Origin of the sequence: Staphylococcus sp. OJ82 (assembly GCF_000294465.1) — a bacterium.
Taxonomy (GTDB): Bacteria; Bacillota; Bacilli; order Staphylococcales; family Staphylococcaceae; genus Staphylococcus; species Staphylococcus equorum.
Genome location: NZ_ALPU01000010.1, coordinates 435918 through 457661 on the forward strand (window position 1 = coordinate 435918; position 21744 = coordinate 457661).

General features: G+C 34.0%; 17 protein-coding genes. 2 read left to right on the forward strand and 15 right to left on the reverse strand.

Annotated elements, in window-relative coordinates; genetic code table 11:
- The first annotated feature begins 9 nt into the window (after positions 1-9).
- Positions 10-1323, forward strand: coding sequence for an LLM class flavin-dependent oxidoreductase (locus tag SOJ_RS09525; protein ID WP_002507877.1), 1314 nt, complete (start codon positions 10-12; stop codon positions 1321-1323).
- A 534-nt stretch (positions 1324-1857) separates the two neighbouring features.
- Here the strand turns inward: SOJ_RS09525 and ffh are convergent.
- From ffh to fapR, 10 genes are all read right to left on the reverse strand, one after another.
- Positions 1858-3225, reverse strand: a complete 1368-nt coding sequence (ffh, locus tag SOJ_RS09530) for a signal recognition particle protein (RefSeq protein WP_002507878.1) — start codon at positions 3223-3225, stop codon at positions 1858-1860.
- 25 nt (positions 3226-3250) lie between these two features.
- The gene (locus tag SOJ_RS09535) at positions 3251-3583 is read right to left on the reverse strand and encodes a putative DNA-binding protein (RefSeq protein ID WP_002507879.1); all 333 of its coding nucleotides are present in this window, start codon (positions 3581-3583) and stop codon (positions 3251-3253) included.
- Positions 3570-4802, reverse strand: a complete 1233-nt coding sequence (gene ftsY, locus SOJ_RS09540; protein WP_002507880.1) for a signal recognition particle-docking protein FtsY — start codon at positions 4800-4802, stop codon at positions 3570-3572. Before ftsY ends, SOJ_RS09535 begins: the two co-directional genes overlap by 14 nt.
- Positions 4799-8368, reverse strand: a complete 3570-nt coding sequence (gene smc / locus SOJ_RS09545) for a chromosome segregation protein SMC (protein WP_002507881.1) — start codon at positions 8366-8368, stop codon at positions 4799-4801. The genes ftsY and smc overlap by 4 nt, the downstream gene beginning before the upstream one ends.
- A 155-nt stretch (positions 8369-8523) precedes the next feature.
- Entirely contained in the window at positions 8524-9234 is a 711-nt protein-coding gene (rnc, locus tag SOJ_RS09550) for a ribonuclease III (protein WP_370736906.1), read from the reverse strand.
- A 235-nt stretch (positions 9235-9469) separates the two neighbouring features.
- Entirely contained in the window at positions 9470-9703 is a 234-nt protein-coding gene (locus SOJ_RS09555) for an acyl carrier protein (protein WP_002507883.1), read from the reverse strand.
- Positions 9704-9952: 249 nt separating this feature from the next.
- Positions 9953-10687 (reverse strand): 3-oxoacyl-[acyl-carrier-protein] reductase, encoded by a 735-nt coding sequence (gene fabG / locus SOJ_RS09560; protein ID WP_002507884.1) that lies wholly within the window; start codon positions 10685-10687, stop codon positions 9953-9955.
- A complete protein-coding gene (gene fabD, locus SOJ_RS09565) occupies positions 10680-11606 on the reverse strand; it encodes an ACP S-malonyltransferase (RefSeq protein ID WP_002507885.1) in 927 nt (308 codons plus the stop codon). Before fabD ends, fabG begins: the two co-directional genes overlap by 8 nt.
- The gene (plsX, locus tag SOJ_RS09570) at positions 11599-12585 is read right to left on the reverse strand and encodes a phosphate acyltransferase PlsX (RefSeq protein ID WP_002507886.1); all 987 of its coding nucleotides are present in this window, start codon (positions 12583-12585) and stop codon (positions 11599-11601) included. The genes fabD and plsX overlap by 8 nt, the downstream gene beginning before the upstream one ends.
- Positions 12578-13147 carry a transcription factor FapR gene (gene fapR, locus SOJ_RS09575; protein ID WP_002507887.1) on the reverse strand — a complete coding sequence of 190 codons (570 nt, stop codon included), beginning with the start codon at positions 13145-13147 and terminating at the stop codon, positions 12578-12580. The genes plsX and fapR overlap by 8 nt, the downstream gene beginning before the upstream one ends.
- Positions 13148-13487: 340 nt before the next feature.
- Between fapR and SOJ_RS09580 the strand changes: the two genes are divergently transcribed.
- The gene (locus tag SOJ_RS09580) at positions 13488-15047 is read left to right on the forward strand and encodes a M4 family metallopeptidase (RefSeq protein WP_002507888.1); all 1560 of its coding nucleotides are present in this window, start codon (positions 13488-13490) and stop codon (positions 15045-15047) included.
- 527 nt (positions 15048-15574) lie between these two features.
- Here the strand turns inward: SOJ_RS09580 and recG are convergent.
- The 5 genes from recG to SOJ_RS09605 all read right to left on the reverse strand — a co-directional run bounded on the left by recG (position 15575) and on the right by SOJ_RS09605 (position 21710).
- The gene (gene recG / locus SOJ_RS09585) at positions 15575-17620 is read right to left on the reverse strand and encodes an ATP-dependent DNA helicase RecG (protein WP_002507889.1); all 2046 of its coding nucleotides are present in this window, start codon (positions 17618-17620) and stop codon (positions 15575-15577) included.
- Positions 17621-17622: 2 nt separating this feature from the next.
- On the reverse strand, positions 17623-18492 hold the full coding sequence (gene sdaAA, locus SOJ_RS09590) for an L-serine ammonia-lyase, iron-sulfur-dependent, subunit alpha (protein WP_002507890.1): 870 nt from the start codon (positions 18490-18492) through the stop codon (positions 17623-17625).
- 13 nt (positions 18493-18505) lie between these two features.
- Entirely contained in the window at positions 18506-19171 is a 666-nt protein-coding gene (gene sdaAB, locus SOJ_RS09595) for an L-serine ammonia-lyase, iron-sulfur-dependent subunit beta (RefSeq protein WP_002507891.1), read from the reverse strand.
- Positions 19172-19671: 500 nt separating this feature from the next.
- Positions 19672-21324: a fatty acid kinase catalytic subunit FakA gene (gene fakA / locus SOJ_RS09600; RefSeq protein ID WP_002507892.1), complete on the reverse strand. Its 1653-nt coding sequence runs from the start codon at positions 21322-21324 to the stop codon at positions 19672-19674.
- Positions 21325-21338: 14 nt separating this feature from the next.
- Positions 21339-21710 carry an Asp23/Gls24 family envelope stress response protein gene (locus SOJ_RS09605; RefSeq protein WP_002507893.1) on the reverse strand — a complete coding sequence of 124 codons (372 nt, stop codon included), beginning with the start codon at positions 21708-21710 and terminating at the stop codon, positions 21339-21341.
- Positions 21711-21744 lie beyond the last annotated feature (34 nt).

Below are 21744 nucleotides of genomic sequence, written 5' to 3' on the forward strand. Positions count from 1 at the left end.
GTGCTTTCTATGTCTGATAAAAATCAAAAACAACTTAATATTGGCGTTTTATTATATGCTTGTGGTCATCACCAAGCTGCGTGGTTAATGCCGAACTCTAGTGTGTCACGTATCGGTGAAATTACTTATTATCAGGAATTAGCTCAACTTGCTGAAAAGGGACTATTCGACGCAGTATTTTTCGCGGACAATCAATCTTTTCCTGCGAAATCTTCTACTGATATGCCGGCATTTTGGTTCGATCCTATCGTCAGTTTATCGGCTATTGCTCATGTGACAACACATATTGGACTTGTCGCAACAATTTCAAGTACATTCTCAAATCCTTTTACCGCATCTAGACAGTTGCTCAGTCTAGATCATCTTTCAAATGGACGTATAGGTTGGAATCTTGTCACCTCTATGACAGATTTAGAAGCTTTAAATCACAGTATGGAAATGCTCCCTGATCATAATGAACGCTATGAAATTGCTGCTGAATTTGCAAAAGTGATGAATCGGTTATTCACATCTTGGGATAAAAAACATTTTTTACATGATCGAAAGAATAAAAAAATTATTAATGATGATGACATTAATGCTATTAATCATCATGGTAAACATTTCAAAGTTAAAGGGCCATCAACAACGCCAAGTAGTCCACAAGGTCGTCCAGTAGCTATGCAAGCTGGTGCATCTTCACAAGGTATTGCTTTAGCAACTCAATATGCAGATGCAGTGTATTCAGTATCCTGGAACTTTAAACAAGCACAAGCTTTTCGAGAAAAGCTCGATCAACAATTACAATTATCAAAAAACAATAGTAGATATATCAAAATTTTTCCCGGTCTAGTTACATATGTCGCTGAAACTTATGAAAAAGCCTATGCTAAGAAAGAAAAGTTAGACAAAGCCTTACCGGTGGAAACCGCATTAAAACAATTAAGTTTCTTTATTCAACAAGATTGTCAAAACTGGGAGTTAGATGAACCCGTGCCACCCTTGCTTCCTGTAGAAGATTTTACAGGACCAGTTGGCCGTTACGAAACAATATTGGAAATCATTCGTGATACTCATCCAACTGTGAGAGAACTACTCGGTTACTTAAATGCTGGTGGCGGGCATTTCACCTTGATTGGTACTCCTGAAGATATCGTAGATCAAATGGAGTACTGGTTACTAAGTGGTGTAGCCGATGGTTTTAATTTGATGCCGCCTGTCTTTCCAAATAGTTTAGAGGATTTCGTAGCATTGATTGTGCCAGAATTACAAAAAAGAAATTTATACAGAACAACTTATGATGGTCATACTTTCCGTGATCATTTGGGATTAGAAAAAATTTAATCATTCTTCAAATAATATAATTGACGAGAAACCAGAACGGTAATTTTTCAAAGAATCATTACAGAACGAAGACAAACCAAATGACCTTACATCATTTGGTTTTTTAATAAGTCTTACTTTTTAAGATTTATGGCAAGACAAATCAGCGTCGTATTTATAGATTTTTTATTCTTCTACACTTTCTCATATCATATCTTTAGTATCTTCAAATCTTCTTTCAATTGTTTGAGACCACAATTTTCACTAATTCTATTATATATTTGTTTTTTATTTACTTTTACCTTTATATGAGTTGCATTAATAAATAACGATAAATGATTTATTAAATTCATTTTATTTGAAATGTGGCAGTGAGTTAGTCGGACTCCTGTGGAAAAGCATTAATCGAAGAATACAGGCTGATACTATTAACTAAGGAAAGAAAGCACAAAAAAATGCCAACAAAGTCATAGACTTTGTCGACACTATGCAACGATTTCTCTAAGCATCGTTGTTTTGGTTTTTATTATTTATAGTTATACAAAATTTATGATTTTAGAATGGTAAGTTCATGCCATTCATCATATTTTCCATTTGTTTGCGTTTGCCTTTTTTGCCTTTACCGCCACCGGAAAATTGTTTCATCATTTTTTTCATATCAGTGAATTGCTTCATTAATCTATTGATTTCTTGCACTGAACGTCCTGAACCTTTAGCAATACGTTTTTTACGAGAAACATTTAAAGTTTCAGGTTTGTTACGCTCATTAGGCGTCATGGATTGAATGATGGCTTTAATATGATCAATTTGCTTATCGTCCATATTCATATTTTCAATGCCTTTCATTTTGTTCATGCCAGGAATCATTTTCATAATGTCATCAAGAGGTCCTAAACTTTTAACTTGGTCTAATTGTTCTAAGAAATCTTCCAATGTAAACGAAGATGTACGCATTTTCTTTTCTAAGTCTTTTGCTTTATCTTCATCCACATCTGTTTGTGCTTTTTCAATTAAACTCAATACATCTCCCATGCCTAATATACGAGATGCCATACGTTCAGGATGGAATGCTTCTAAGCCATCTAGTTTCTCACTCATACCTACAAATTTAATCGGTTTTTGAGTAACTGATCTGATTGAAAGTGCAGCACCACCACGTGTATCACCGTCTAATTTTGTTAATGTTACGCCAGATAATTCTAATTGAGAATCAAAAGATTCTGCAACATTCACAGCATCTTGACCTGTCATCGCATCAACAACTAACATAATTTCATCTGGTTTCGTAATTTCTTTTACATCGCTTAATTCTTGCATTAATGCTTCATCAACGTGTAAACGACCAGCAGTATCAATAATAACAAAATCTAAATGCGCTTCTTTTGCATGTGCGATTGCATTTTCAACGATTTGTTGTGGCTTAACTTGATCGCCTTCACTATAAACTGGAATGTCGATTTGTTTACCTACTGTTTGTAATTGATCAATTGCCGCAGGACGATAAATATCTGCCGCTACCAATAATGGCTTTTTATTATATTTTTTACGCATTAATAATGCTAATTTACCAGCAGTGGTAGTCTTACCAGCACCTTGTAAACCAACCATCATCACTACAGTTGGCGGCTTGTTAGCCATTTTAATCGTAGCATTTTCCCCTCCCATAAGTTGGGTAAGTTCTTCTTGCACAATTTTGATGACTTGTTGTCCAGGTGTTAATGACTTCATAACATCTGAACCTAAAGCTCTATCTGATACAGTTTTGACAAATTCCTTTACCACTTTAAAGTTAACATCGGCTTCTAATAATGCTAATCTTACTTCGCGCATCATCAATTTAATATCTGCTTCAGTAACTTTACCTTTGCCTCGGATTTTTTGCATCGTTCCTTGTAGACGATCGGATAATCCTTCAAATGCCATATCAAATACCCTCCTTTATATACTTTTATTCTAAATCTTCAAGTGCTTGAATGTATTGTTTTATTTTTTCTGGATCATTTATGTGCTGTTTTATATGTTCATATAATTTTTGTCTTTGTTCAAAATTCCGGTATAATCCTAATTTTTCTTCATAATCTTCCACTAAATCGCCAGTTCTTCTTATATTATCATACACTGCTTGGCGACTCACATCAAACGTATCAGCAATCTCACTTAAAGAATAATCTTGTAAATAAAATAATTCTAAATAGTTTCTTTGCTTATTTGTTAGTAATGATTGGTAAAAGTCAAACAGATAATTCATACGTATCGTTTTAATTAAATCATTTTGACTCATCTGAATTACCTTCAATTTCTGCTTCACTCTGATTTGACTCAGGTGCTTCTTCGACATTTTGTTCAATCATATCAGCGAATAATCCATACACATAGCTCTCAGGATTGAATGGTTGGAGATCATCTAATTTTTCACCTAAACCTACGTATTTAACTGGGATATGAAGTTCATTACGAATCGCTAATACGATACCACCTTTAGCAGTACCATCTAATTTTGTTAATACAATACCTGTAACGTTTGTAACCTCTTTAAATGATTTTGCTTGTGACAATGCATTTTGACCTGTCGTTGCATCAAGACAAAGTAAAACTTCATGAGGTGCCTCTGGTACAGCACGTCCAATAACTCGTTTAACTTTCTCTAATTCATTCATTAAATTGGATTTGTTTTGTAAACGGCCAGCAGTATCACATATTAAAATATCTACGTCTTTACTTTTAGCTGCGTTAATTGCATCATACATTACTGCAGCTGGGTCTGAACCTTCTCTTTGGCTCAACACTTCAACACCAACGCGTTCGCCCCATACTTTAAGTTGTTCAATTGCACCAGCTCTGAATGTATCTCCAGCAGCAAGCATTACTTTTTTGCCTTCAGCTTGGTAACGATGCGCTAATTTACCAATTGTTGTTGTCTTACCAACACCATTCACTCCGACCATAAGGATTACATTTAATCCTTCATTTTCTATATTCATCACTTCTGAGTTATCATCATCTTGGTGATAGATTTCTACAATTTTCTCAACAATAACTTCACGTAAATCCTCTGTTTCAGTAATATTGCGACGTTGCGCTTCTTCACGTAATTCTTCTACAAGTTGCATCACAGTATTAAATCCAACATCTGCAGTAATTAACATTTCTTCTAATGCTTCGAAGAACTCTTCATCAACTTTACGATAACGTGCGAGTAAATTATTAAGTTGTGCTTGGAAATTCTCACGCGATTTTTCTAAACCAGCTCTAAATTTGGCACCGAGCTGTTGCGCTTCAATTTCTTCAAAATCTTCAATAGAGATTAATCCATCATCATCAAAGTCAGCTTCTTTTAATTTTTTAACTTTTTTCGCTGGTTTATCTTGAGTTTCGGTTTCTCTATCTTGTGATGCTTCACCTTGTTGTTCTGCGTCTTGTTGTTCTAATTCTTCAAGTTGTTGCTTTTGTTCTTCTGAAGGTGCTGAAAATTTATCTTTTAATCGTTTGAAAAAGCTCATGTTTGTTCCTCCTTAATCACTTCATCAATCGTATTTAAATTAACACTTACTAGTTTGGAAACTCCAGATTCTTGCATTGTTACACCATATAAGCGATCTGAGAATTCCATTGTACCTTTACGGTGTGTAATCACAATAAATTGAGTTTGGTCTGATAGATTTTTTAAGTATTGTGCATAACGTATCACGTTTGCTTCATCAAGTGCCGCTTCAACTTCATCTAAGATAACAAATGGCGCTGAGCGAACTTTTAAAATCGCAAATAATAATGCTATAGCACTCAAGGCACGTTCTCCACCACTAAGTAGTGACAAATGTTGTAACTTCTTACCAGGTGGTTGCACAATGATATCTACACCTGCAGATAGATAGTCATCATCTGTTAAGCGTAGTTCTGCTTGACCCCCACCAAACAATGATTTAAACACATCTGAAAAATATCCTTGAACGGCATGAAATGTTTCTTTAAAACGATCTTTCACTTCTTGATCCATTTCTTCGATAAGTTGTTCTAAAGTTGTTTTCGCTGCTCTCAAGTCAGCACGTTGTTCATCTAAAAATGTAAAACGCGTATTAATTTCTTCAAATTGTTCAATCGCATTTAAATTAACTGGTCCTAACTCTTCAATAGACATTTTAGTTAATTTTACTTTTTTGCGTAAAACGTCTATATCTTCATCTAAATCATATAATTCACTCGCACGTTCATATGTTATGTGATAATCTTCGCTCAAATGATCAATCGCATAATTAATTAATACATCTAAACGTGACTGCTCGGATTTAATATCTTGATAACGATTTTCTATAGAAAGAATATCTTGATTTGCTTCTTGAAGTTTTTGATCTGTCACTTCAATTGTATCATTCAATTCGAGTCTACGCGATTTAACGTCTTCTATGTTTTGAGATAATTTTGCTTTCTCGGCTTTACTTTGTTCCATATTATATTGAATCGTTTCAAATGCTTTTTCGCCTGTCATTTCATCTGAATTAAAGAGTTTAATTTGTTCTTCTAATTTTTGATGTTGCACAATAACATCATTGAGTTGTTTTGCTATTTTTGACTCAGTTTGTTTCTGAGTATTTAATCGTTCTTTTACAACTGCCAAATCGGATTGCTTTTGATGTAATTGTTGCTGGATTTGCGTTGTACTTTCTTTACCTTCTTTAGAAAGTTTTGTATAAAGATTGATATCATCTTCTAATTTTTGTAGCTGTGTTTTGATTTTAGATAATCTTTGCTTTTTATCATCAAGTGTTTGTTTACTTGTTTCACTTTGGTAACCATCATTTTTTTCAAATTCAAATTCTTCATGCTCGCCTTTTAAATGCGCTTCACTTTTACGTAATCTGTCTAGTTCTAATTCATAATTATGAACACTTTGTTTAATAGCATTATAATGTTGACTTGTATCAAAATATTTTTCGCTCAGTTGATCTGACTCATTTTTAATATTTTGAAATTGTTTTTCAAATGCTAATGTTTGCTGTTGATAATCTTCGAGTTGGGCACGCATCGTTGTCAGTTCATCTTTTTGAGCTAAAATACTTTTAGATTTACGATCTCCGCCACCCGTCATTGAACCACCAGGGTTCACGATATCGCCTTCTAAAGTCACAATACGCGTACGATAACGGATTTTACGTGCTAAGTCGTTGGCATTTTTCAATTCATCTACAATTATTGTATTACCAAGTAAATTTTGAACTACATTTTGATAATCTGAATCTACTTCAATTGCTTGTGCAGCAATATTAATAAAACCCTCACTATTTTGTGCAGTTTTCATAATTTCATTACCAATTTGGCGAGGTTGAATTACATTTAGTGGTAAAAACGTCGCTCTACCCAAACCGTTTTGTTTTAGATATTGAATTGCCTGTCTACCATCTTTTTCTGAATCTACAATCACATGTTGTAGTGATGCACCAAGTGCAGTTTCGATTGCTTTAGTTAAATCGGATGGCACTTGAATTACTTCAGCAACTGCTCCACGTATCCCTGAAAGTTTATTGTCTTTAGCCTTAAGTATATGTTTTACACCATTAAAGAAATAGCTATATTCTTCCTGTTGCGTGGCCAAACTATCGATACGGGATTTTAATTTATCGTTAAATCTATACGCTTGATGCAATTTTTCTTCGTACTCAGATTGTTGTTGTTTAAGTTGTGTTAATTTCTTTTCATAATTATTGAGCTGTTGCTCAGATTTTTTCAATTCTTTTTGAGCCGTCGCAGTTTGTTTTTCAGCTTCATTGATGTCGCTTTGAATTTTCTTCAGTTGTTCAAAGGCTTCAAGTAATCTACTATCTAAACGTGATTGTTTCGTTTCATTTTCTTGGATGGTATGTTCTAAAAAGCGAATGTCATTATTTACATCAGATTGTTCAGACATGAGTTGATAATATTCATCTTTGATTGTTTCTAATTTTTCGTCATGTTGTTCATCACTGACATAGAGTTGTGATTCAAAGTATTGAATTTTTTCATTCAACTCTTTTTGTTGGTTTTTTAATTTATCTATTTGATTTTGTGCATCTATCTTTTCTTGTTTTAAGGTTTCTGTTTGTATTTTAAGACTTTCTTGTTCTTCTTCAAAACGAGCGTTTGTTTGTGATTGATTTTTCTTACGTTCTTCTAACACGTTAAGTTGTCCTGCATACTTTTCAACTTCTTCTGTCGCTTTAACAAGTTGAAAATTTAATGATTCAATATGTTCATCTAGTTGTTGTCTTTCAGATTTATATTTATTTAATGCTTGTGTATATTGTACTTTCTCTGCATCTTTTGTAGCTTGATGACTCTTTAAATTATTTAAATTATCATCAAGTTCATGAATATTCTTACTATATTGTTCAATATCATAAACCGTTACAAGTACATCACTTCTTTCCATTTCTTTGGAAAGATGTTTATATTCTTTAGCAATAGCCGCTTCTTCTCTTAATGGTTCAACTCGCCCTTCTAAATCATATAGAATATCTTGTATTCTTGAAAGGTTATCTTCTGTTTGATCGAGCTTTTGTACAGAAGCAGCTTTGCGTTTTTTATATTTTAAAACTCCTGCAGATTCTTCTAGTATTTGTCTTCTATCCACTGGTTTAGCATTTAGTATTTCATCTACACGACCTTGCGAAATAATACTAAACGCTTCTTTTCCTAAACCTGAGTCTAGAAACAAATCAATAATATCTTTTAATCTTGCACGGTCATTATTAAGATAATACTCACTTTCACCACTTCTGTATAATCGACGTGTTACAACGATTTCTGTCGCGTCTAATTGTAACTTGCCGGAGCTATTATCTAATTTCAATTTAACTTCTGCATAATTTTGAGCTTTTCGATGTTCTGCGCCTGAAAAAATAATATCTTCCATTTTAGCGCCACGTAGTGATTTAGCTGATTGTTCACCTAACACCCATTTTATTGCATCTGTTATGTTACTTTTCCCACTGCCATTAGGGCCTACAATTGCTGTTACACCTTCATCAAATTGTACATTTGTGTGCTCCGCAAACGATTTAAACCCAAAGGCATCTATTGATTTCAAATATACCATGCTATTCTCCTTTAAAGTGTTCCTTGCTGCTTCACAGTTTAGAAATACTCATGCATTAACCTGAAGGCTAATATATTTCTTTATTAACTACATTGCTATTGCGAAGGTCTTAACAATATATGCTTTATTTTTTATCATATTGTTTTATAACAAAGTTATTTTGCTTTGTTTTTCATTGATTTATATGCACTTTCTGCTGCTTTTTGTTCGGATTCTTTTTTAGTCTTCCCTTTACCTTCTGCTACTGCAGCATTTTCTAATATCACTTCAGAAGTAAATAGACGATGATGCGCTGGTCCTTCTTCATTGATTAAACGATAAGTGACGTCACCTTTATTTTGTCTATGGACAAATTCTTGAAATTGGGTTTTAAAGTCTACAACACCATCAAGTTCTTCATCTTCGACATACGGAAAAATAATTTGTTCTGCAAATTTCCACACAGATTCTAAGCCTTGGTCTAAATATAACGCACCTACAAATGCTTCAAATGCATCTGATACGAGTGAAGGACGAGTTCTGCCACCTGTTTTCTCTTCGCCTTTACCTAACAAGATAAGTTCATTGATTTGAATTTTTTTCGCAAATATTACAAGTGAAGGCTCACAAACAATTGTTGCACGCATTTTTGTTAAATTACCCTCTGGCAATTCTGGATATTTATCAAATAAATAACGTGAAACCGTCAATTCTAATACCGCATCTCCTAAAAATTCTAATCGTTCATTATGCTCTAAACGATTCATATTAAAATCATTTATAAAACTCGAATGCGAAAATGCTTGCTGATATAATTCTATTTGTTTAAAATTCAAGTCTAATTCTTGCATCTTCTGCGCAAATTTTTTTTCAAATGCTTTAACCATTTCTATTTTTTTATAATTGGTCAATCTATTCCCTCCTCAGATTTAATGATAAAGTACTAATACCTTTATATTTTACGTGAAAATACAATAAAACTAAAGAAAAAACTGTCTACTGTATTTACCATCTATATATCTAGTGATAATCGTTATAGCACTATTATCTTACAATATAAATTCTGTTTAAAATCAATAAAAAATCTGAGCCGTCATCTCAACGACTCAGATATTTTTTTTATTATTTTTCGATACTATTAATAAAGTTTACTGCGTCACCAACAGTGTTGATTTTTTCAGCTTCTTCATCAGGAATTTCAGTACCAAATTCGTCTTCTAATTCCATAACTAATTCAGCAATATCAAGTGAGTCAGCGCCTAAATCATCTTTGAAAGATGCCTCTTTAGTTACTTTTTCAGCGTCAACACCTAAACGGTCAACGATGATATCTTTTACTTTGTCGAAGTTTTCCACGTCGATTCACCTCCTTTAAAAAATCTTATTATAGACTTATATATTTTCCCACTTTATCAATTGAAATACAAGTAGTATTTCAATTGATTGTACTGTATAAACATTATATAAATGGATCTTATACAATAAAGTGTAGTAATGAAGTTGTGACACAATCATTTTAAATCTATACTTTATACCATATCATAATCTCTTATATGAGTTCAGAAGTTTTATAAAACAAGATTTGTCATGTTGTGTAGCACTTACTTACATATACATACCACCATTGACATGTATTGTTTGACCCGTAATATACTTCGCTTTGTCTGAAGCTAAAAATGCTACAGTATGAGAAATATCTTGGTCTTTCCCGAATTTAGCTAATGGGATTTGTTCTAACATTTTTGCTTTAAGCTCATCACTTAAAGCATCAGTCATATCAGAAACAATAAAACCTGGTGCAACAGCATTTACTGTGATGTTTCTTGAAGCCAGTTCACGTGCTGATGATTTCGTTAAACCAATTACACCAGCTTTAGTCGCAACATAGTTTGCTTGCCCTGGGTTACCCATAGCTCCAACAACACTTGATAAATTAATAATTGCACCACTCTTTTGTCTTAGCATTTGTGGTGTCACTTTTTGAATACAGTTGAAAACGCCTTTTAAGTTTGTATCAATTACGTCATCCCATTCTTGCTCTTTCATACGCATAAGTAAATTATCACGCGTAATACCTGCGTTATTAACAAGGACATCAACAGAACCAAATTCGCTAACAACCGCTTTAATCATTGCTTTTACTTCATCACCATTTGCAACATTTGCTTGAATAGCAAAACTTTCAACGCCTATCGCTTTAATTTCTTCAACAACAGCATCCGCTTTTTCTTTGTTTCCCGAAAAATTCACAGCAACATTGTATCCTTCTTCTGCCAATTGTATCGCTATACTACGTCCTATACCTCTCGAAGCACCAGTTACTAATGCACTTTTAGTCATTTTCATTCCACGCTTTCATATCTTCTAAAGTTTGAATCGAAGTTATTTTCACATCTCTATTTATCTTTTTAATTAAACCTGAAAGTACTTTACCAGGACCAATTTCAATAAAGTGATCTACACCTTGATCAATTAACCATTGTGTTGAATCAATGAATTGTACTGGTGAATATAATTGTTTAATCATATTATCCTTAATTACATTGGCATCTGTTTCACCTTTTGCATGCACATTTTGAACTACAGGGAATTGTGCATCATTCCAGTCAAATTGTTCAACATACTCAGCAAAATCGTCTTTGATCACCTGCATCATAGATGAATGAAATGGGCCAGATACAGCAAGTGGTAGGACACGTTTCGCACCTAATGATTTGCCTTCTGCCACTAATTTATCTATTAATGTTTTGTGTCCAGAGACAACGATTTGTCCAGGAGAATTAATATTTGCTGGTTCAATAATTTCTTCATCTGTTGAAAGTTTTTGACATATTGCATTAACATCATCAAAATCCAAACCTAATACTGCTGCCATACTTCCAACACCATCAGGAAAAGCAACGGCCATCAGTTGTCCACGCTTACGAACAATTTGAACTGCATCATCAAATTTCAATACACCACTCGCTACTAGACTCACATATTCACCTAAACTATGGCCCATTGTATAATCAGCATTTAGATTATTAAGTGCTTGTAATAAAGCTGAGCTATGTGTGAGCAACGCCGGTTGTGTATTTTCTGTTTGACCTAATTTGTTTTCTTCATCTGAAAACATTGTTTCTAAAATATCAAAATCCATTTGTGCTTGTGCTTGATTAAGAATCGTTGTTGCAGCATCATTTTGATTAAATAAATCATTTGCCATCCCGACTTTTTGTGATCCTTGGCCTGGGAAGATAATCGCAGTTTTACTCATTTACTTTACCCACCGTTTCTCTCATAGTTTCCACAATATTTTGTTCTCCCGCTATTTTAGCTTGACGGATTGCTGAATAAAAAGCTTTCGCACTAGAACTACCATGTGCTTTTACTACAATGCCATTCAATCCTAATAATACCGAGCCACCATATTCTGCATAATCCATTTTTGACATTAAACCATTTAAGTCTTTACGTAATACAAATGCGGCAATTTTATTCTTGAAACTACTTAGAAGCGTTGTTTTAAGCATTTTACCCATCGCTTTTGCAACACCTTCTAAATTTTTAAGAATCATATTACCAGTATATCCGTCTGTAACTACAACATCAGCTGCGTCGTCCATTAAGCCTTTTGCTTCTACATTTCCTGTGAAATTGAAGACATTTTGTTCGTCCATCAAACTAAATGCTTTTTTAGTTAATGTATTACCTTTAGCTGCCTCTGTACCAATATTCAACAAACCTACTGAAGGCTGTTCAACGCCCCTGATTTTTTGGGCATAAATATTGCCTAATTGGGCGTATTGTAATAAGTGTTCCGGCTTGGCGTCTGCATTAGCACCTACATCCATAAACACAAACCCTTTTCCAGAAATTGTTGGCAAAGTGAGGACTAATGCGGGACGTTCAACACCCTTAATACGTCCTACTATAAACAAACCAGCAGACATCAATGCACCTGTATTTCCTGCAGATACACAACCATCTGCTTCACCAGCTTTAACTGCTTCAGCCATACGTGCCATTGAACTATCTTTTTTACGTTTAATCGCTCTAACTGGTTCATCGTCCATCGTAATTTCTTCTGTACAATGACGTACTTCTACACGACCATGTTTGAGTGTGCATTTAGTTTGATCACCAAATAAAATTATTTCTAAATCTTTAAAATCATTCACAGCTTTTTCAACAGCTTCTAAAACGATTTCAGGTGCATCGTCTCCACCCATCATATCAATCGCTATTTTAACCATCTTGTTCATCCTCACTTGTATAATACATTTTGAATGTACCTCTAAATACCAAAGTATCTTTGACATACGAATTTACTTTTATCATATAATATTTACTTGTAATTTCAATCGTTTGTGCGTCAGCTCGTACTGTATCATTTAATTTCACTGTTTTTAAAAATGCTACATTACTTTCCTGAGTTAACACAACAGGTTTATGTATAAGCGCTACACACAGTGAATTCGCTTGTGCAAAAAGTACATGTCCTCTGGCAATTTTATTTCTAGTAAATACAGAATCTTCATCAATATCTATAATTGAAGTTGCGAGTTGATCAGGCTGAACATTTATTACATCGCCTATGATTTCACTACCATCAATGGATCGAATACTTTCATAATTTTTTCTTGCTACGGATTTAATTCGTTTTCTTAGTTCTGGAATATCTAAGTACGTACGATCTAACCTAATAGTTTGAATACTCACTGAAAAAAGTGTACTCAAATCCAAATCTGTAATAAAGGGGTTTTTTTCAATTTCTTTTTTAATTGCTTCGCGTCGTTCTTGTTTTTTTAACTTCATTTTATTCTAACCACCTAAATCACCTAATTTTTAGTACCAAGTCTTAAACATTCCTAACACATCATAACACTTTCTATTTCATTAGCTCAACAAAAAACATACTTCCTTAGATGTTTTTCACGTCAGATAATCAATATAAGAAATATTATAACGTTTAAAACGATTTCCAAGGGGGTTAATTATCAAAATAAATACAAACACTAATCATTCTATATAAATATTTATTAAGATATTGAATTAAATAAAATTGAAATGTATAATTTGAATTGTTTTAAAGGTGTATTATATTTATTTTTCAAAAATTATTCCATTAATTGGATAATTTATTTAGGAGGATCTAATGAAAAAAGTATTATCAACTACATTACTGTCATGTTCATTATTAGCCTTTACTACAAGCTATGCTCATGCGCAAGAAAGTAATAGTATTAAACCTGAAAGTTTAGAATCATCAAATACCCCTACGATTAATAATAATGCAGATGTAGAACAATTTTTACAAAATAATGCACAATCTCTTGTTAATCAATCATCCAAGACCAAGCAAGAAACTATAAATAAAGAAGCTTTCAAACAATACAACGTAATAGATAAGCAACAAGATAAAACTGGTGTCACGCATTACGCATTGAAACCAAAGGTAAACGACGTTACATCAGAAGGCACAACAATTAAAGTACATGTCAATAATAAAGGTAATATAACATTAATAAATGGTAATGTAGATAAACCATACATAAAGGTAGAGAATGAAGCTAAATTATCTTCTGCTAACGCTGAAAATAAAGCTTTTGAAGCTATAGGTAAAGCAAAGTCTGATGTAAAAAATATAAAAAGCTATCCTGTAGTCAGTAAAAATAACCTTGATATAAATAGTGATAAACAAAGACTTGTTTATGATATCGAACTTAATTATATTTCCCCTAAAGTAGCACATTGGAAAATTCAAGTTGACGCTACTACTGGTGAAATATTAACAAAACAAAACGTTATCAAAAATGCAACAACTGAAGGTAAAGGAACAGGCGTTAATGGAGATGAAAAACAACCTTTAAGCGTTACAAAAGCAAATGGTTCATATTCATTACTCGATACTTCTCAAGATGCAGTTATAGAAACTAAAACTGCAAATGAGACCACAAATGCCTATTCACCTATTACAAATGACAGCAATAATTTCAATAAAGAAGATCAGCGCGCTGGTGTAGACGCTCATTACTACGCAAAAGAAGTCTATAACTATTTCCTAAATAAACATGATAGAAACAGTTATGATAATAACGGCGGTGACATTGATTCGGTAGTCCATTATGACAAAAGCTTTAATAACGCTGCTTGGACCGGTCAGTATATGATTTATGGTGACGGAGACGGCCAGACGTTTAAAGCATTGTCAGGTGCGAATGATATCGTCGCCCATGAGCTCACGCATGCAGTAACAGAACGAACTGCTGGTTTAGAGTATAGTCATCAGTCGGGTGCATTAAACGAATCTTTCTCTGACGTTTTTGGTTATTTTGTTGATTCAGACGATTGGTTACTAGGTGAAGATGTATATACACCAAATAAAGATGGCGATGCATTAAGAAGTTTAAAAAATCCAGAACAGTATAACCAACCTGCCCATATGGATCAATATTTACAAGGTAGCCAAGATAGTGGTGGTGTTCATACCAATAGTGGCATTCCTAACAAAGCTGCATACCTAACAATTAATGCAATTGGCCAAGAAAAAGCTGAACAAATTTATTATTTAGCACTCACACAATACTTAACACCAAACGCCCAATTTTCTGATGCAAAAGCATCATTAAAAGAAGCTTCTAACCACCTTTATGGTACGAATAGCGAAACATCTAAAGCAATTGAAAAAGCTTGGACTGACGTAGGTGTTAATTAAAACACCAGCAAACATTATACATTCTCGTTTCAGCGGGAGCTGGGACATAAATATCCCATTCTCAAATTTATAGCACTAATCTATTAGTTTATAATGGATTAGTGCTTTTCTATTTAAAATCTTCCGATTTAAAAGCGCGTGCCTTCCTAGGGTATCGGACTCGGACAGAAATCTAATTTTTCTAACAAGGTTTCATCGTATGAACCAGCCCAGCAAAGACCCCTAGAAAATGGAATACAAGAGCTGAAGCTGTTGCATAAGCACTTCTTATCTTCATAAATGAAGTAGTAGTGCTTTAAAAAATTAGTATAAAGGCATTTTCAGTTCAGTCATCTACCGCCAATATAACAATAAATGCTGAGAGATTATTTACTTTACTCACCAACCATTAAAAGTCTATAACCAAAATAAAACACTTTCGTATAAATTCATTTTAGTATGAATTCAACGAAAGTGTTTTTATTTTATTCCCACAATTTGGGATTAGTTCATAATAGCACTTGTTTTATTATTTTGTGCCTTCTTTATTAATCAAAACTCATATATAATAAGTTTTCTTCTACAAATGTTCTCAACATTTGATATTGTGATTCGAAAAAGACACCAGACTGAATTAATTCAGCCGCTTCATCTCTTGCTACTTCTAACATTTTATAATCTTCAACAACATTTGCGACTAAGAAGTCAGGCAAACCACTTTGTTTCACACCAAAGAAATCACCTGGACCCCTCATTTCTAAATCACGTTCACTTAATTCAAAACCATCTGTCGTTTGCGTCATAATATTCATTCGTTCAATACCCGTTTCTGTTTTCGGTGAAGCAATGAGTACACAATAACTTTGCTCTTCACTTCTACCTACACGCCCTCTTAATTGGTGTAATGTAGATAAACCGAAACGATCAGCATCATAAATCATCATGAACGTTGCATTAGGTACGTTAACCCCTACTTCTACAACGGTAGTTGATACTAAAACGTCTATTTCGTGATTACTAAATTGCTGCATTACTCTATCTTTTTCTTCTGAATGCAACTTACCATGTAGTAGTCCTACTTTTTCAGAACCATAATATATCTGTAGCGATTCATATAACTCAATTACGTTCTGTACGTCTTCTAAATGTTCAGAACTTTCAATTAGAGGACAAATTACATATGCCTGCCTACCTTTTTTTAATTCCGAAGTCATTTGATTGAGTACACTTTCATAGGCTTCATGTTTGGACCATGAAGTAATAATCGGCTTTCTGCCTTTTGGTAATTGTTTAATGGATGACACATCCATTTCTCCAAAAACGGATATAGCTAATGTTCGTGGAATGGGTGTAGCAGTCATGAAGAGGACGTTAGTCATCGCACCTTTTTCTCTCAACAATTGACGTTGATTCACACCAAAACGATGTTGCTCATCTGTAATCACTAAACCAACATTATTAAATACTACATCATCTTGTATTAAGGCGTGTGTGCCGATAATACAATCAATTTCATTATTTTGTAGTTGTTCTAACAACAGCTTTCTCTTTTTACCTTTCACTGAACCTGTAAGTAACGCCACATTCATCCTTTCACCGAAAATTTCAACTAAACTTTCTGCATGCTGTTCCGCTAATATTTCAGTAGGCACCATCAATGCTGATTGAAATCCCGCAGTTTTCAGTGCATACATACAGATTGCTGCTACGACAGTTTTACCTGAACCTACGTCACCTTGTAAGAGACGATGCATTCTTATTGGTGCTTTCAAGTCTCTGAATATTTCATTTACACTATGTTTTTGCGCATCAGTGAGTTCAAAAGGAAGACTATCAATGAAATATTTCACTAAATTGATATCATAATCTACTTCAATCGCTTCATCTGATGTTTTTTCTAAGCGGTTTAACCATTGCATTCGTAATTCAAACATAAATAATTCTGTAAAAGCATACGTTCTACGTGCTTTTAACAAAGATGACTTATCTGTCGCAAAATGCAACGCCTTAATCGTATTCTCTAATGACTCTAATTTATATTTTTGTCTCAATTCATCAGAGAGCCATTCATGTATTGTGACTTCTCCCAATGATTGTCGAATCATATCTCTCAATGGTTTTTGTTTAATGCCTTCTTTAACACGATAAACAGGTTCAAATTGTGAGTTTTGAGACTCTTGTTGATTGAAGAACATCCTATTGCCATTTATCTCTTGCTTACTTCTATTCCATTTACCTTTTACCGTAACCGTACCATGCAATTCAATTTTCTTTTTTAAATAAGGTTGGTTGAAAAAAGTGCATTTTACAGCAATATTATTGACCATGATATGTACGGTTAACTTAGATTTATTACGACCAAAAAAAGCGACAGTAGGTGTCGAATATACTTCTCCTACCACTGTCACTATCGCTTGATCTTCGGCCGTATTCAAGTCAATTACTGTATTATCTTCGTAACGGGTTGGTAAATATAAAATTAAATCCTCAACAGTATGGATATTTAATTCATTTAATACGGACAACCTTTTTGGTCCCAGTCCTTTTATCTGTGATAAAGGAAAAGGACTATCTATTAAATTGACTTTTGACATTTTTAATCACCAAATATTTCTTGTTTTAGACGCTGACCTGTTGGTGTACCAGCTAAACCTCCACGACCAGTTTCACGCAATGCTGATGGCATTGTTTGGCCGATCTTGTACATTGCCTCAATCACTTCATCTGTAGGGATTCTTGAAGTTACACCTGCTAAAGCCATATCAGCAGAGACAATTGCGTTTGATGCGCCTGCAGCATTTCTCTTCACGCAAGGCACTTCGACTAAGCCAGCTACTGGGTCACATACTAAACCTAGCATATTCTTTAAACAAATTGCAAAAGCTTCAGCCGATTGTTGTGGTGTTCCGCCAGCAAGTTCCACGGTTGCACCTGCTGCCATCGCTGCAGCAGAACCAACTTCTGCCTGACAACCGCCTGCCGCACCTGAAATTGATGCATTGTTGGCAACTACAAAACCAAATGCTCCTGAGGTAAGTAAAAAGTTCAGCATATCTTTTCTAGTAGGTTCAAGGCGTGGTTTGAGTCCAAATAATACGCCTGGTACTACACCTGCAGATCCGGCAGTAGGAGTTGCACAAATTTTACCCATTGCTGCGTTGACTTCGTTTGTCGCAACTGCTTTACTCACTGCATCCAATAAAGTTGGGCCAGATAATGATTTACCTGTCTTCAAATAATTTTTGATTAACACAGCATCTCCACCAGTTAATCCGGTAGTTGAAGTTACCCCTTCTAAACCTTCATCAAGTGCATTTTCCATCGTTTGTAAGTTTTTATCCATACCGGCATAAATATCAGCTTCAGATAAGCCAGTAACTTCCATTTCTTGCTCGAGCATGATTTCATGAATTTTTTTATTTTCTGTTTCGCATTTTTCTACTAGTTCTTTCACACTTTTAAACATGCGTTACCCTCCATTAGGCGTCGCCCATGAGTGAAACTGTCACTACACCTTCGACGTTTTTAATTTTATCTATAATCTCATCTGTCACAGATTCATCTAACTCACAAGTCATTAATGCTTGGTCGCCCTTTTCTTTTCTAGAAACTTGCATACTACCAACATTAATACTAGAATCACCTAAAATATTTGCTACACGACCAATTGTGCCGAAAGTATCTTTATGAAAAACAAGCAGTGCTGGATAATTACCGCTAATCGCAATATTAAATCCATTAATCGCAACTACCTCTATTTTGCCGCCACCTATAGAAACACCTTCAACAGAAATTTCTTTATCAGCATCTCTCATATTAATAATAGCAGTGTTAGGATGTGATCTTTCTTCAGCCATTTCTATAAAATTCACTTTCATTCCCATTTGCTCAGCCGTTTCTAAGCTTGTTTGTATACGGTCATCATCTGTATCATAACCTAGTAAACCACCAACAAGTGCTACATCTGTACCATGTCCTTTGTATGTTTCCATAAACGAACCGTAAAGATAGATATCAGCTTGTTTTGGCAATTGATTAAACAAATCTTTTGCTACTAATCCAATTCTTACTGCACCAGCAGTATGAGATGAAGACGGCCCCACCATTGTAGGTCCTATAATATCGAAAACTGTTTTATATTTCATAATTATACCCCACTCTTATTTTTAATGTTTCTAATGTAATGCGCTTACATTTATATGCATGCAACTCATTATAACAATTAAGCTAGACATTATAAACCAATACTGGTTGTATTATCCTTATTTAAAACAAGAATATTGTTGTAGAAGGTTTAAATAAATAAAAATGTTTCCATTTAATTTAATTATACAAATCTTTGCATACGATAAAATAATTGCTATCAAAAATTTTATCCTTAGTAGACTAACTCTATATTTTTTAATTTCTGAATTTTTCATCTAAGAAGCCTGTCATAATGCGAATTATCCAGTATGAGTCAATGACTATAAACTGAGGTCATGCCCTAGACAAGCGAGGATGAAATTTAAAATGAAGGTGTAGTTATATCAACGTAAAGCGTGCATAAAAAAATTGCCAACAAAGCTTTTAGACCTTGTCGACAACTTAAAATAGCTTCCTAAAATGGAAGCTATCCTTATATACAAGTGTTCAATAAATATATTTATTCTACAGAGAAAAGATACTGATATACAGGTTGTTGGCCATCATGTTGATCTAATTCAATTTCTGGATAAGATGTTTCAAGCCAAGTTTCAATATCCGAAGTCAATGATGCATTTGCATCTTCACCGACAATCATCGTAATGATTTCACTATCATCTTGAATCATTTCAGACAATAAACCTTTAACAGTTTCAAATTCATTTTCGTTACTCGTAACGATTTTATCTTCAACTAAGCCCATAAATGCGTCTTTTTTAATTTCAACGCCATCAATTTTTGTATCTCTTACAGCATATGTCACTGAACCTGACGTCACTGCTTCAAGTGATTCAACCATACGTGTTTTGTTAACTTCAAGAGCATCTGATTCATCATAATTAAAGAGTGCAGCAATGCCTTGTGGTATTGATTTAGTTGGGATAACTACAGCTTCAGCACCTACGATATCTGCAGCCTGTTCGCTAGCCATCATAATATTTTTATTATTTGGTAAAATAATTGCGCGTTTACATTGTGACTGCTCAATTACTTTAACAATATCTTCAGTTGATGGATTCATTGTTTGACCACCGCTAATCATATGTGTTGCACCCATTGATTTGAACAATTCAGATATACCATCTCCCATTGAAATAGCAATAACTGCTGTTTCAACTGTTTCAGGTGTTTGAGCATCACTTTGACTTACTTGTTCTTTTTTTACAACTTCTCGGTGTTGTTCACGCATGTTTTCTACTTTTAATTTAATAAGTTCTCCATACTGTTGACCATAATTAAACACATCACCTGGTTTTTCACTATGTACATGCACTTTAACGATTTCGTCATCGTTTATGACTAATAATGAGTCACCATATGTACTCATATCTTCTCTAAACGTTTGTTCGTCAAATACTTTTTTATTTTTACCGAAACGAACCATCATTTCTGTACAATAACCGTAAACGATATCTTCAGTATTAATTACACCATGAAAATCATGTTCTTCATTAACTAAAGAATCTTTATCTAATTTGGCTGTTTCAGCACTTACCGTTTCACCTTTTAACGCTTTAAGGAAGCCAGCATAAACGACAACTAAACCTTTACCACCGCTATCTACTACGCCCACTTCTTTTAATACAGGCAATAAATTAGGTGTATTTTCTAGTGAGATTTCTGCTTCTTCTAAAATATATGTCATCAATTCGATACAATCTTCAGTTTCTTCTACTTTGCGCATAGCAGCATCTGCAGCATCTCTAGCTACGGTTAATATCGTACCTTCCACAGGCTTCATAATTGCTTTATATGCAGTTTCTACGCCAGCTTTGAAACTTTCTGCTAATTGTTGTGCATTGATTTCATCATACGCTTCTAAATTTTTACTGAATCCTCTAAATAGTTGTGATAAGATGACCCCAGAATTCCCTCTAGCGCCCATTAACAAACCTTTTGAATATGTTTTTCCTAGTTCACCGATATGCTGCGACAAGTTTTCTTCTACTGATTCTCTTCCAGATGTCATCGTTAAATTCATGTTTGTCCCTGTATCTCCATCTGGTACTGGATACACATTTAATGAATCAACCAAGTCTGCATGATTTGATAAATTTTGTGCCCCTTGTATAATCATTTCGGCAAATAATTTACCATTAATTTTGCTAACCATTCCGTATTGTCCTCCTAGTTCTTAGTGCCATTATTAACTCGAACACCTTGTACAAATATATTTATTGAATTTACTTTTACTTTTAATGTTTGCTCTAATGTATATTTTATTGTTGACTGTAAATTGCTTGCTACTTCAGATATCTTAGTACCATAACTTACAATGATATACATATCAACATCTATAACGCCATTGTCTTCTCTTACAACAATACCTTTAGAATAATTTTCATGCCCTAATATTTCAGCAATTCCATCTCTTACTTGTTGTCTAGAAGCCATTCCTACAATCCCATAACATTCTACTGCTTTGCTACCCACAACTGAAGCTATTACTTCGTTTGAAATGTCTATACTACCATAATCATTTGTGATTTCTAATGTCATTTAAATTGGGCCTCCTAGTTTATGGTTGTTTAAT

Excerpts from the sequence above, each read along its gene's own strand:
- SOJ_RS09525 (WP_002507877.1), top strand. The coding sequence starts at position 10 with ATGTCTGATAAAAATCAAAAACAACTTAATATTGGCGTTTTATTATAT.
- ffh (WP_002507878.1), bottom strand. The coding sequence starts at position 3,225 with ATGGCATTTGAAGGATTATCCGATCGTCTACAAGGAACGATGCAAAAA.
- SOJ_RS09535 (WP_002507879.1), bottom strand. The coding sequence starts at position 3,583 with ATGAGTCAAAATGATTTAATTAAAACGATACGTATGAATTATCTGTTT.
- ftsY (WP_002507880.1), bottom strand. The coding sequence starts at position 4,802 with ATGAGCTTTTTCAAACGATTAAAAGATAAATTTTCAGCACCTTCAGAA.
- smc (WP_002507881.1), bottom strand. The coding sequence starts at position 8,368 with ATGGTATATTTGAAATCAATAGATGCCTTTGGGTTTAAATCGTTTGCG.
- rnc (WP_370736906.1), bottom strand. The coding sequence starts at position 9,234 with ATGGTTAAAGCATTTGAAAAAAAATTTGCGCAGAAGATGCAAGAATTA.
- fabG (WP_002507884.1), bottom strand. The coding sequence starts at position 10,687 with ATGACTAAAAGTGCATTAGTAACTGGTGCTTCGAGAGGTATAGGACGT.
- fabD (WP_002507885.1), bottom strand. The coding sequence starts at position 11,606 with ATGAGTAAAACTGCGATTATCTTCCCAGGCCAAGGATCACAAAAAGTC.
- plsX (WP_002507886.1), bottom strand. The coding sequence starts at position 12,585 with ATGGTTAAAATAGCGATTGATATGATGGGTGGAGACGATGCACCTGAA.
- fapR (WP_002507887.1), bottom strand. The coding sequence starts at position 13,147 with ATGAAGTTAAAAAAACAAGAACGACGCGAAGCAATTAAAAAAGAAATT.
- SOJ_RS09580 (WP_002507888.1), top strand. The coding sequence starts at position 13,488 with ATGAAAAAAGTATTATCAACTACATTACTGTCATGTTCATTATTAGCC.
- recG (WP_002507889.1), bottom strand. The coding sequence starts at position 17,620 with ATGTCAAAAGTCAATTTAATAGATAGTCCTTTTCCTTTATCACAGATA.
- sdaAA (WP_002507890.1), bottom strand. The coding sequence starts at position 18,492 with ATGTTTAAAAGTGTGAAAGAACTAGTAGAAAAATGCGAAACAGAAAAT.
- sdaAB (WP_002507891.1), bottom strand. The coding sequence starts at position 19,171 with ATGAAATATAAAACAGTTTTCGATATTATAGGACCTACAATGGTGGGG.
- fakA (WP_002507892.1), bottom strand. The coding sequence starts at position 21,324 with ATGGTTAGCAAAATTAATGGTAAATTATTTGCCGAAATGATTATACAA.
- SOJ_RS09605 (WP_002507893.1), bottom strand. The coding sequence starts at position 21,710 with ATGACATTAGAAATCACAAATGATTATGGTAGTATAGACATTTCAAAC.